The organism is Pseudomonas sp. GW821-FHT05D12 (assembly GCF_059419825.1).
In genome coordinates this window covers 437,351-450,071 of record NZ_JBWKSN010000003.1, presented here as the reverse complement: position 1 = coordinate 450,071, position 12,721 = coordinate 437,351, and the positions used below count along the sequence as shown (strand labels likewise).

The following is a 12,721-nucleotide window of genomic DNA, read 5'->3' as shown; positions in this document are numbered from 1 at the left end:
TTATCGGCAAAACTGCGCCAGACTATAGCCCGTTAAGGCGAAAAGCCAGTTCGGCCCGTTCCGGGCGTGTTGACCGCAAGTGATGATCGCGCCCCAATCATGGCTAATGAAACGACAGTCCCAACTGCAAAACCCAACTCCCTCGCTGCTTGGATCAAGCGCCTGGACGACGTGCTGCTGCCTGTTCCCCAGGCCAGCCACGAACGCGTGTGCAAAGCCATCCGCGATAGCCGCAGTTCGTTGCGAGACATTGCCGAACTGATGCAGAACAGCCCGGCCCTCGTGCTCAGCGTGATGCGCGAGGCCAATAGCCACACGCATGGCAGCATGACGGCACCGGCGGAAAACCTTGAAGTGGCGCTCAATCGCCTGGGCCTCAAGCGCGCCGAAGAGTTGCTGACACGCCTGCCCTCGGTCCCCGCCCAAGAGATTCCGGTGGCGTTGCGCCAATTACTGCTGGTCAGCCAGCACGCCTCGCAGCAAGCCAACGGCTTGTTCGGCAGCCGCCTGGCGCGGTTGTGGCAAGACATTCACTGGGGCAGCCTGCTATTCCTGTCGCCGCTGTGGCCGATGGCGGTGGCCTACCCCAAGCTCCTCGAAGAGTGGGAGCTGCGGGTTATCCACAAAGGCCAATCGGCGCGTGCAGTCGAGCAGGAATTGTTCGGCGTGCGCCTGCTGGACCTGTGCCTCGGCCTGACCGAAACGTGGCACCTGCCGATCTGGGTATCCCAGGGCTATACCCTGCTGCGGAACGAGCAACGCCTGCTGGTCAAGGCGTTGCATATCGCCCGCGAAGATGACCCGTTGCGCCACCAGCAATTGCTGGATGCCGACCCCAACCTGCGGCGCTGGCTGAATCAGCCGGCCAATACGGTACTGCTGGCCAACGGCCTGGCGATGTCGGCCCAGGAGTCCTGGACCTGTCCGCACACCCAGCGCTGGCAATACCTGACCGCGCTGTACCTGCAACAGCCTTTGGGCGACGTGCAGCAACAGGTGCACCAGCAAGCCGTCACCAGTGCGCGCACTACCTTGATGCCGGACCTCTGGCACCCGGCGCTGTCGCTGATCTGGCCATGGCATGTGCAGAAGATCCACCGCGGCCTCCTGCCGGCCCCGCCGCCGACCGCCGAAGCCCTGGCGGTGTGGCGCAAGCGCTGCACCGAATTGCTGGTGGAACCGAGCCGCTTCGCCAACGCCATGCACCTGACCACCTGCGCCAAGGAGGCCCTGTCGGCCAGCGGCATGCAACGGGTCATGCTGCTGATGACCGACCGCGCCCAGAGCACCTTGCGTGTGCACCAGGTCGACGGCCTGCCCAAGGACGCCGCCAACCTGAGCCTCGATGTGGTCCACAGCACGCTGCTGCAGCGCTTGCTGGAAAAGTCCGCCCAGGTGCGCCTCACGCCTGACAACCACGCGCAATTCTCGGCGCTGCTGCCGCCGATCCTGCGACGCCTGTTCACCGGCGAGCACCTGCTGCTGCGCTCCCTGAGCTGCAATGGCAAGGTCGTGATGCTGATGGTCGCCGACCAGGGCGGTGGGCCGTTCTCGGAAACCACCGTGCAGGCCTTCGGCAAAACCGCCCAATGCATCGAGAAAGCGCTGCACAGCTTTACCAACCGCAGCGCCTGATGCTTGCGCTACAATCGCCCTCTTTTATCGCCAACATTTGTGCCCAGGAGACCTCACATGCCTGACTTCTCTGGCTTGCCGCTGGTGATCGAGTCCAGCGACCTGCTCGGTCGACTGGATGCCGAACAGCTGATTCTGGTGGACCTCACCAGTGCCGCCCGCTACGCCGAAGGGCACATCCCCGGCGCGCATTTCGTTGACCCCAAGCGCACCCAACTGGGCCAGCCGCCGGCGCCCGGCCTGCTGCCCCACAAGGCCGACCTGGAAAAACTCTTCGGCGAACTGGGCCACACCCCGGACGCCACCTACGTGGTCTATGACGACGAAGGCGGCGGTTGGGCCGGACGTTTTATCTGGATGCTCGACGTGATCGGCCATCAGAAATACCACTACCTGGACGGCGGCCTGCTGGCGTGGCTGGCGGAACAACACCCGCTGTCCACCGAGGTCCCGCCACCAGTCGGTGGCCCGGTCAGCCTCACGCTGCACGAGGGCCCCACCGCCACCCGCGAATACCTGCAAAGCCGCCTCGGCGCGGCCGACCTGGGGATCTGGGATGCGCGCGGCCCGCTGGAATACTCTGGCGAAAAAGTGCTCGCGGCCAAAGGCGGGCACATCCCCGGCGCGGTGAATTTCGAATGGACGGCCGGCATGGACAAGGCGCGCAACCTGCGGATCCGCCGCGACATGCCGCAGATCCTCGAAGACCTCGGGCTGACCAGAGATAAAGAGATCATCACCCATTGCCAGACTCACCACCGCTCTGGCTTCACCTACCTGGTGGCCAAGGCGCTCGGTTATCCGCGAGTCAAAGGTTATGCCGGTTCCTGGGGCGAATGGGGCAACCACCCCGACACCCCCGTCGAGATTTAAGAGTTAAGGACAGTTAATGAAAAAGCAGTTGTTTATCCTCAGCCAGTACCTGCTGCCGCACCACCTGCTGTCGCGGTTGGCCGGCTGCATCGCCGAATGCCGCGTGCGCTGGTTCAAGAATGCCTTCACCCGTTGGTTCGCCAAGCGCTATCAAGTGGACATGTCCCAGGCCCTGGTGGAAGACGTGACTGCTTATGAGCATTTCAACGCCTTCTTCACCCGCGCCTTGAAAGATGGCGCGCGCCCGCTGGATCAAACCCCAGGCGCAGTGCTGAGCCCTGCCGATGGCGCGGTCAGCCAACTGGGTCCGATTGAGCACGGCCGTGTGTTCCAGGCCAAGGGCCACAGCTTCAGCGTGCTGGAACTGCTGGGCGGCGATGCCGCCGTGGCGGCGCCGTTCATGGGCGGTGATTTCGCCACCATCTACCTGTCGCCGAAAGACTACCACCGCGTGCACATGCCACTGGCCGGCACCCTGCGGGAGATGGTCTACGTGCCGGGGCGGATTTTCTCGGTCAACCAGACCACCGCCGAAAACGTGCCGGAGCTGTTTGCGCGCAACGAGCGCGTTGTCTGCCTGTTCGATACCGAGCGTGGCCCGATGGCCGTGGTACTGGTGGGCGCGATGATCGTGGCGTCGATTGAAACCGTGTGGGCCGGCCTGGTCACGCCGCCGAAGCGCGAGCTGAAAACCTTCCGCTACGACGAAGCCGCACGGGCGCCGATCCACCTGGAAAAAGGTGCGGAATTGGGTCGCTTCAAGCTGGGTTCCACCGCGATCGTGCTGTTCGGGCCAGATCAGGTGAAGTGGGCAGAAGAACTGGTGGCAGGTTCGCCGGTGCAGATGGGCCAGGGTATCGCACTGCCGAAAGCCTGATCTGAAGCTGACGAAAATCAACATGCAGGAGCCGGGCTTGCCCGCGATGACGGTGTTTCAGTCAACCCATCTGTGACTGAAGTACCGCCATCGCGGGCAAGCCCGGCTCCCACAGTGACCGCATTCCTGCAGTTGAATCAGCTTATAGCTGACCGTCGCGATCACGGAAACCCAACAGGTACAGCACCCCGTCCAGCCCCAGCGTCGAGATCGCCTGCTTGGCCGATTGCTTGACCAACGGCTTGGCCCGGAACGCCACACCCAGGCCGGCAATCGCCAGCATCGGCAAGTCATTGGCGCCGTCGCCGACCGCAATGGTCTGCTCCAGGCGCAAACCTTCCTTGTGGGCCAATTCCTTCAGCAGATCGGCCTTGCGCTGCGCGTCGACAATCGGCTCCACCGCCACGCCGGTCACCTTGCCATCCACCACTTCCAGCTCGTTGGCGAACACATAGTCGATGCCCAGCTTGGCCTGCAATTGCTTGGCGAAGTAGGTGAAGCCGCCGGACAGGATCGCGGTTTTGTAGCCCAGGCGCTTGAGCTCGGCGAACAGCGTTTCGGCGCCTTCAGTCAGGCGCAGCGATGCACCGATGGCGTCCAGCACGCTCACATCCAGGCCCTTGAGCAGCGCCAGGCGCTCCTTGAAGCTGGCACGAAAATCCAGCTCACCGGCCATGGCGCGCTCGGTGATCGCGGATACTTGCTCGCCGACGCCGGCCGCCTTGGCCAGTTCGTCGATGACTTCAGCTTCGATCAGCGTGGAATCCATGTCGAACACCGCCAGGCGACGGTTGCGCCGGAACAGCGAGTCTTCCTGGAAGGCGATATCGACATTCAGCTCCTGGGCGACGCTGAGAAATTCGGCGCGCAGGGCCTGCGGATCGGCCGGCTCACCGCGCACGGAAAACTCGATGCAGCCCTTGCCCTGGTCGGCTGGGGTGTCCAATGGCATGCGACCCGACAGACGGTCAATATGGTCGATATTCAAGCCATACTGCGCGGTGATGGAGCTGACACGCTGCAATTGCTCGGCCGTGACCTTGCGGGTCAGCAGGGTAACGATGTGGCGTTTCTTGCCCTGGCCGGCCACCCAGTGCTGGTAATCGGCTTCGGACACCGGGGTAAAACGCACCTGCTGATCGAGCTTATAGGCGGTAAACAGGATGTCCTTGAGCACCGAGGACGCCTGTTCATTGCTCGGGATCTCCACCAGGATGCCGAACGACAAAGTGTCGTGGATCACCGCCTGGCCGATGTCGAGAATGTTCACACCACCCTGGGCCAGAACACCGGTAATGGCTGCGGTGAGACCCGGTCGGTCTTCACCGGTGATGTTTATCAGGACAATTTCGCGCAAGGCGCACCCCCAGGCTGGAAAAAAACCGCATTCTACCCACTTTCAGTGACCATCGGGCACAGCCAGCGCTTTGCCGGTCTTGGGCCTGTCGCTATACTGCGCGTCAACTTCACGGACCAAGAGCCGAGCTCAAGTGAACCGGCCCACGCCAGTAAAAACCGACAACTTCTTCCTGCTGATCTTCCGGGCACTGCGCCACCGCCGTGTACCGATCGCATTACGCATCGCCAGCCATAACGTGATCCTGGTCGCTCTGGCCCTGGTGATCTACGCCTGCGTGATGGGTTTGCAGTTCAAGCAGGCCATGCACGAGCAAGCCGACGCCCTGGGCGAAAGCTTGACCACCCAGACCGCCACCTCGGCGACTGAGCTGCTGGTGTCCAACGACATCCTCAGCCTCAACGTGCTGCTCAACAACCTGACCAAGAATCCGCTGGTGGCCCACGCCGCCATCTACAGCGTGGACAACCGGATCATGGCCGAAGCCGGGCAACGCCCGAAGAACGGCCTGCTGGGTGAAGCGGAGGGCTTGTACCAGAGCAATATTACCTTTCAGGATGTGAAGGCCGGCCAACTGCGCATCAGCCTCGACATGCAACAGTTCCAGCAGCCGATGACCATCAGCCTGCAGAGCATGGGCATCCTCAGCGCGATCCTGCTGGCATTGGCCCTGGCCTTGAGCCTGCGCCTGGGTCGGCATATCTCCACGCCGCTGATGCAACTGCGCATCTGGCTGCGGGATATCGACGAACACACCCCGGCCACCGACCGCCAGGACGAAATCGGCGACCTCGCCCGCCAACTGCACGCCAGCTTCGCCCCGGAACCGGTGGTACCCGAGGTCGAGCCCGAGCCGGAATACGACGACGAACCCGAGTTCGAAGTGCGCGACCTGCGTGACCCGGGCTTTGACGAAAGCGCCCCGGTAGCGGGCTTGAAACCGGCGACACGCCAGGCCTTCAAAGCCGAAGAAGACGAACTGGACGACGAAGACCCGTTCGCCGACCTGCGCGATACCACCTCGGCCACCAGCGCGCCCAAGCCGGCGCCGGTGCGCAGCAGCGAACCCCAATACAGCGCCGTACTGGCCGTGCAACTGGGCGCCCAGGACCAACTGCGTCGCCTCCCCCGCGCTCGCCTGACCGAGCTGCTGGAACGCTACCGCGACTGCCTGGACCAGGCCGCCTCGCTGTACCAGAGCGAACTGCACACCTTGAACGATGGCAGCACGCTGATGCTGTTCCACAGCGAAGACAGCGGCGAAGACTACCTGACCAACGCCATTTGCTGCGGCGAGCTGCTGCGCGCCCTCGGCCATGAGCTGCAGATCGAAGTGGCTGACAGCGGCATCACCCTGCAACTGCAGCTGGGCCTGACTGTCGGCGATGATCTGTTCGGCATGAGCCAGATCGACCTGCTGCTGACAGAAATCGCCCAGGACGCCCTGGCCCTGTCCCAGCACAGCCGCAACCTGCTGCTGGTGGAGCGCAAGATCAGCGAAGACACGCTGATCCGCCAGCGCGCGCGCATCCGTCCGATTGCCAGCCCTGAAGGGGCAAGCTGTGTGGAGCGCTTGATGGAGCCGTATCCGTCGATGCTGGAGCGGCAGTTGGCACGGATGCATGAGACCCGCGCGAAGGGCTGACGAACGTTGCTTGACCGACTATAGGATCGGGCTTGTGTGGGAGCGGGCTTGCTCGCGAATGCAAAGGATCAGCCAATCAATTCGTTGACTGACACACCGCTTTCGCGAGCAAGCCCGCTCCCACATTGAGTCCACGGCGTGACTCAAATCGCAGACAAAAAAAGGCCCGCTGAATCAGCGGGCCTTTTTTTGTCTTCGGTTCAGATCAGAACCTGAACACTTCCATATCCGTACGAATCGGCGTAGCCATCGGCATCTTCGGCTTTTCCGGCGCTGCCGGCTTGGCCTGTACCGGGGCTTGCTTGCGCGGGGCCTCGGCAATCGGCGGCTGGTTGGCCAATGGCTTGAGGGCCACCGACAACTGCTGTGCCAGATGCTGCAGCAACACGCCCTGGGCCTGGACCTGGGACGCAGTGGTGCCGGTGTGCTCCTCCTGCAGGTGCACGATGCGGTTATCGCGCACCTGGCCGCGACGGTCGATCAAGCGCCATTGCGCATCGAGGATCGCCGGCTGCGAAGCGCCGGAGTCGAGCCGGGTGATGGTCAGCAGGACCTGCACATCCGGGGTAAAGCCGGTTGGCGCGGGCGCGAGCACCACACGCTGGCTGTCCAGGTGACCCGCGACCTGGCGCAACATCAGCTGGTTGATATCGGAGGACAAACTGCCCGCCCAACGACCATCGGTGGAACCTTGCAGGCTGCCGTCGTTCTGACGTTGCAGCAGGGTTTCACGTTGCAGGTAGTCAGCCACGACCACCGGACCCAGCAAAACCGCCATGCCAGCGGTTTGCGCTGGCTGCGCCGGACTTCCGCTGTCCAGCTGGTACAGCGACACCGGCTGGTGTGTGCTGCAACCCGCCAGCCCCAAAAGGCCAGCGAGCATGAAAATAAAAGGAAGGCGTGGAGCAGTCATCATCCCATCCAGGTGGCTGCCACAAGGCGAACCACAATGTAATACTTAAAAATAACCTAAACACGCTCGGCCACGCCGGCGCTGGAAAGGCCATATCATCCGTGAATATGCGCCATGACTCCAGCGCCAAAGCGTCGATCTACGCGTTAAATCGTAGATCGAGGGCTCTAAACCACCTTAAACAGGTGTTTCCACCAACAAAGCATCCACCCGCTGGAAGCCACGCGGCAGTTTGTTGCCACGACGGCCACGCTCGCCCTTGTAGTGCTCCAGGTCGTCTGGGCGCAATGACAATGTGCGCTTGCCGGCCTGGAGAACCAGGGTGGCACCTTCCGGGATCACCGCGATGTCGGTCACGTACTCTTCGCGACTGGCCACCCGCTCACCGGGAATACCAATGATCTTGTTGCCCTTGCCTTTGCCCAACTGCGGCAGATCGCTGATCTTGAACACCAGCAGGCGCCCTTCGGTGGTCACCGACGCCAGCCAATTGCTCTCGCGATCGTCCACCGGCCGCGGCAGGATCACCTTGGCATTGTTCGGCAGGCTCAACAGCGCCTTACCCGCCTTGTTCTTGGCCTGCAGGTCTTCACCCTTGACCACGAAGCCATAACCCGCGTCGGAGGCGATCACGTACAGCGCATCGTCGTCCGGCAGCAGCACACACTCGAAATTCGCCCCTGGCGGCGGCGTCAGCCGGCCGGTCAACGGCTCGCCCTGTCCGCGCGCCGATGGCAAGGTGTGGGCCGGCACCGAGTAACTGCGCCCGGTGGAGTCGATAAACACCGCAAACTGGTTGGAACGCCCGGCAGCGGCGGTCTTGAAGCCATCGCCGGCCTTGTACGACAAACCAGTGGCGTCAATATCATGCCCTTTGGCGGAGCGAACCCAACCCTTTTCCGACAGAACGACGGTAATTTTCTCGTTCGGCAGCAGCTCTGTTTCGGTCAGGGCCTTGGCTTCAGCGCGCTCGACAATCGGCGAGCGGCGGTCGTCGCCATAGGTTTCGGCGTCCTTGATCAGCTCGCTGCGCACCAGCTTCTTGAGCTTGGCTTCGCTGCCCAGCAGGGCCTGCAGCTTGGCTTGTTCCTTGAGCAGCGCGTCCTGTTCGTCGCGCAGCTTCATTTCTTCCAGCCGCGCCAACTGACGCAGGCGGGTATCGAGGATGTAGTCAGCCTGGATCTCACTCAGCTCGAAACGCGCGATCAGCTCGGCTTTCGGGTGCTCGGCGGTGCGGATGATGTGGATCACTTCATCCAGGTTGAGGTAGGCAATCAGCAAACCGTCCAACAGGTGCAGGCGGCGCTCGACCTTGTCCAGGCGGAATTGCAGCCGGCGACGCACGGTCTGGATACGGAATTCCAGCCACTCCACCAGCAGGTTGCGCAGATTTTTCAGCTGCGGCTTGCCGTCCAGGCCAATGATGTTGACGTTGACGCGGTAGCTGGACTCCAGGTCAGTGCTGGCGAACAGGTGCTGCATCAGCACTTCGTGGTCGACCCGGCTGTTGGTCGGGATGATCACGATGCGGCAGGGGTTTTCGTGGTCGGACTCGTCACGCAGGTCGGCGACCTGCGGCAATTTCGACGGCTTGGCCTGCATCAGCGCGGCGATCTGCTCCAGCACCTTGGCGCCGGACACTTGGTGCGGCAGCGCGGTAACAATAATGTCGCCATCTTCGATGTGGTACACCGCGCGCATGCGCACCGAGCCCTTGCCGGTCTCGTACATCTTCAGCAAGTCGGCGCGGGGGGTGATGATTTCCGCTTCGGTCGGGTAGTCCGGACCCTGGATATGCTCGCAGAGCTGCTCCACGGTGGCCTTGGGCTCATCCAGCAAACGGACGCAGGCGGTGGCGACTTCGCGCAGGTTATGCGGCGGTACGTCGGTGGCCATGCCGACCGCAATACCGGTGGTGCCATTGAGCAGGATGTTCGGCAAACGTGCCGGCAATACCAGTGGCTCGTCGAGTGTACCGTCGAAGTTCGGGCCCCAGTTCGCGGTACCCTGGCCCAGCTCGCTGAGCAGCACTTCCGAATAACGCGACAGGCGCGCTTCGGTGTAACGCATGGCCGCAAAGGATTTCGGATCATCCGGCGCACCCCAGTTACCCTGGCCGTCCACCAGCGTGTAGCGATAGCTGAACGGCTGGGCCATCAGCACCATGGCTTCGTAGCACGCCGAGTCGCCGTGGGGGTGGAATTTACCGAGCACGTCACCGACGGTACGCGCCGACTTCTTGTGCTTGGAATCGGCGTCCAGGCCCAACTCACTCATGGCGTAGATGATGCGCCGCTGTACTGGCTTCAGGCCGTCGCCGATATGCGGCAAGGCACGGTCCATGATCACGTACATGGAGTAGTTGAGGTAGGCATTTTCGGTGAAGTCAGCCAGCGACCGGCGTTCTACGCCATCTAAGCTGTCTGCGAGGATGTCACTCATGCGGGCCTCATCATTATTGGGTAAGGCGCAGCGGAACTGCCGCTGCGCTGATTCGATTCAAAAAGGGCGTGGCTCATGGCTGGGCGCTCCAGCCACCGGCCGGGGCGGCAAAACGATAGACCACCGGGCGCTTTTCACCATCGGCGCGAGGGCCGAAATTGTTGTCGATGCCGATCCACGCACCGTCCGCGTCCACCACCAGGGCTTCGGCCAGGCCGTAAGGCTGGGCATAGCGGCGCTCGGGCGTCAGGGTCTCGTCGGCGAACGACCAGCACAGCTCGACTTTGGCCGTGACCGCATCGCGCCGGCAAATCTGGAACGCGTTGCGCTCCAGGGTAAACAGCTTGCCGTTGAACAGGGCCAGGTCGGCAAAATCCTTCGAGACGGCCTTGGCATTGGTGAACTGCGCCGGCTGCACTTCCTGCCCGGCCTCGCTCAACAGCACACAAGGGCCATCACAGTCCCACAGGCTTTGCGGGCGCTTGATGGAAATCAGGCCGCGCCGCTCACGCTCGGCAGCCAGCCAGATCTGGTTGCCCTCGGGGTTCACCGCCAAGCCTTCAAACAAGGCATTGAAGTGCAGCAACATGCCACTGGCGCGAGCTTCACGGACCATGCCCGGGGCAATTTTCAGCCACTCAGGCGCACCGTCCACCGGCACTTGCAGCACAGCGGCATGGGCTTCGCTGACAATGTAGCGGTTGCCCGCGGCATCGCAGCTGATGCCCTCAAAATCCAGGTCGCCACCACGAATGAACGAAGCAGCCTTGGTGCGCGAACGCAAGCCCCAGGGCAACCCGGACTCCGGCACCGGCGGCACCTCGATCTTGACGGTTTCGGCCTGCCAGGTCGGCGCGCTGATATCCAGGCGATAGATCTGGTCGTCGTCGCGATCGGAAACCGTCCACAACGCCTTGCCACACAGCGCCAACCCCGACAGGTTACCGCCGCGCATGCCGTCCACCGCGTGTTCGGACACCAGTTTCAGCTCTGCCACGGGCGCGGCGATCACCGGAGTGGCCGCCAACCCGCTCAACATCAGGCTCGCCAGGGCGAAACCTGTGCGCATCAGCCCAGAACCTCGGCCAGGTTGCCTTTGGATTCCAGCCAGGACTTGCGGTCCGGCGCGCGTTTTTTCGCCAGCAGCATGTCCATCATTTCCGAGGTTTCGGCGAAGTCTTCGCCCAGCGTCAACTGCACCAGGCGCCGAGTGTTCGGGTCCATGGTGGTTTCGCGCAGTTGCGGTGGGTTCATTTCACCCAGGCCTTTGAATCGCGTGACCTGTGGCTTGCCGCGCTTCTTCTCGGCGACCAGGCGGTCGAGAATGCCATCGCGCTCGGCCTCGTCGAGGGCGTAGTAGATTTCCTTGCCCAGGTCGATACGGTACAGCGGCGGCATGGCGACGTAGACGTGACCGGCGTCGACCAACGGGCGGAAGTGCTGCACGAACAGCGCGCACAGCAAGGTCGCGATGTGCAGGCCGTCGGAGTCGGCGTCGGCGAGGATGCAGATCTTGCCGTAGCGCAGCTGGCTCATGTCTGCAGCGCCCGGATCGACGCCGATGGCGACGGCAATGTTGTGCACTTCCTGGCTCGCCAGTACTTCGCTGCCATCGACTTCCCAGGTGTTGAGGATCTTGCCGCGCAACGGCAGGATCGCCTGGAACTCCTTGTCCCGCGCTTGCTTGGCGGAACCACCGGCGGAGTCACCTTCGACCAGGAACAGTTCGGACCGCATCGGGTCTTGCCCGGCGCAATCGGCGAGCTTGCCGGGCAGCGCCGGGCCTTGGGTGATGCGCTTGCGCTCGACCTTCTTGCTGGCCTTCAGACGGCGGCCGGCGTTGTTGATCGCCAGTTCGGCCAGGGCCAGGCCCAGTTCCGGGTGTTCGTTGAGCCACAGGCTGAAGGCGTCCTTGACCACGCCGGAGACAAACGCCGCCGCCTCGCGGGACGACAGCCGCTCTTTGGTCTGGCCGGAGAACTGCGGCTCCTGCATCTTCATCGACAGCACGAACGCGATGCGCTCCCACACGTCTTCCGGCGCCAGCTTCACGCCGCGCGGCAACAGGCTGCGGTATTCGCAGAACTCGCGCATGGCATCCAGCAGGCCCTGGCGCAAACCGTTGACGTGGGTACCGCCCTGGGCGGTCGGGATCAGGTTGACATAGCTTTCCTGCACGCTGTCGCCGCCTTCCGGCAACCACAGCAGCGCCCAGTCGACGGCTTCTTTATTACCGGCCAGGCTGCCGCAGAACGGCTCATTGGGCAGGCGTTCGAACTCGCTGACGGAATCTTCCAGGTAGGAGCGCAGACCGTCTTCGTAGTGCCACTCGACCTTCTCGCCGGTGCCTTTGTCTTCAAAGGTTACCAGCAGGCCCGGGCACAGCACGGCCTTGGCCTTGAGCACGTGCTTGAGGCGGCTGATGGAGAATTTTGGCGAATCGAAGTATTTCGGGTCCGGGGCGAAGTACACGCTGGTACCGGTGTTGCGCTTGCCCACGGTGCCGATCACAGCCAGGTCGGTGGCTTTATAGCCATCGGCGAAGGTCATTTCGTATTCGTTGCCGTCGCGCTTGACCTTGACCCGCACCAGGGTCGACAGGGCGTTGACCACCGAAATACCCACACCGTGCAAGCCACCGGAGAACTGGTAGTTCTTGTTGGAGAACTTGCCGCCGGCGTGCAGCTTGGTGAGGATCAGCTCGACGCCCGAGACGCCCTCTTCCGGGTGAATATCCACGGGCATGCCGCGACCATCGTCGGACACTTCCAGGGAGTGGTCAGCATGGAGAATGACATGCACCGACTTGGCGTGGCCGGCCAAGGCTTCGTCGACGCTGTTGTCGATGACTTCCTGGGCAAGGTGGTTCGGCCGACTGGTGTCGGTGTACATGCCGGGGCGTTTGCGCACCGGGTCGAGGCCCGAGAGGACTTCGATGGCGTCGGCGTTATAAGAGCTAGCGCTGGGAGTGGCCATGGG

The 12,721-nt window shown here is 62.9% G+C and carries 9 protein-coding genes; 4 read left to right on the top strand and 5 right to left on the bottom strand.

The annotated features are described in order from the left end of the window. The first annotated feature begins 99 nt into the window (after positions 1-99). The 3 genes from AC07SI_RS07680 to asd are packed head-to-tail and all read left to right on the top strand — an operon-like array spanning position 100 to position 3,385. On the top strand, positions 100-1,635 hold the full coding sequence (locus tag AC07SI_RS07680; RefSeq protein ID WP_495005475.1) for an HDOD domain-containing protein: 1,536 nt from the start codon (positions 100-102) through the stop codon (positions 1,633-1,635). A 57-nt stretch (positions 1,636-1,692) separates the two neighbouring features. Beyond that, the gene (gene rhdA, locus AC07SI_RS07675) at positions 1,693-2,508 is read left to right on the top strand and encodes a thiosulfate sulfurtransferase (protein WP_120447490.1); all 816 of its coding nucleotides are present in this window, start codon (positions 1,693-1,695) and stop codon (positions 2,506-2,508) included. 16 nt (positions 2,509-2,524) lie between these two features. Next, on the top strand, positions 2,525-3,385 hold the full coding sequence (gene asd, locus AC07SI_RS07670; RefSeq protein ID WP_065900098.1) for an archaetidylserine decarboxylase: 861 nt from the start codon (positions 2,525-2,527) through the stop codon (positions 3,383-3,385). Positions 3,386-3,527: 142 nt separating this feature from the next. Here the strand turns inward: asd and serB are convergent, their stop codons facing one another. Next, positions 3,528-4,742 carry a phosphoserine phosphatase SerB gene (gene serB / locus AC07SI_RS07665; protein ID WP_065900097.1) on the bottom strand — a complete coding sequence of 405 codons (1,215 nt, stop codon included), beginning with the start codon at positions 4,740-4,742 and terminating at the stop codon, positions 3,528-3,530. 133 nt (positions 4,743-4,875) lie between these two features. On the opposite strand from serB, the gene AC07SI_RS07660 reads away from it, so the two are divergent. Then, positions 4,876-6,387: an AhpA/YtjB family protein gene (locus AC07SI_RS07660; RefSeq protein ID WP_495005474.1), complete on the top strand. Its 1,512-nt coding sequence runs from the start codon at positions 4,876-4,878 to the stop codon at positions 6,385-6,387. 205 nt (positions 6,388-6,592) lie between these two features. Here AC07SI_RS07660 and AC07SI_RS07655 read toward each other — a convergent pair whose 3' ends face one another. The 4 genes from AC07SI_RS07655 to parE all read right to left on the bottom strand — a co-directional run bounded on the left by AC07SI_RS07655 (position 6,593) and on the right by parE (position 12,718). After that, positions 6,593-7,300, bottom strand: a complete 708-nt coding sequence (locus AC07SI_RS07655; RefSeq protein ID WP_065900095.1) for a PqiC family protein — start codon at positions 7,298-7,300, stop codon at positions 6,593-6,595. A 177-nt stretch (positions 7,301-7,477) separates the two neighbouring features. Continuing rightward, on the bottom strand, positions 7,478-9,742 hold the full coding sequence (gene parC, locus AC07SI_RS07650; RefSeq protein ID WP_106805323.1) for a DNA topoisomerase IV subunit A: 2,265 nt from the start codon (positions 9,740-9,742) through the stop codon (positions 7,478-7,480). 73 nt (positions 9,743-9,815) lie between these two features. Next, complete coding sequence (locus tag AC07SI_RS07645; protein ID WP_120447487.1) at positions 9,816-10,811, bottom strand: esterase-like activity of phytase family protein; 996 nt, start codon at positions 10,809-10,811, stop codon at positions 9,816-9,818. Further along, positions 10,811-12,718, bottom strand: a complete 1,908-nt coding sequence (gene parE, locus AC07SI_RS07640) for a DNA topoisomerase IV subunit B (RefSeq protein WP_065900089.1) — start codon at positions 12,716-12,718, stop codon at positions 10,811-10,813. The genes AC07SI_RS07645 and parE overlap by 1 nt, the downstream gene beginning before the upstream one ends. Positions 12,719-12,721: the final 3 nt, after the last annotated feature.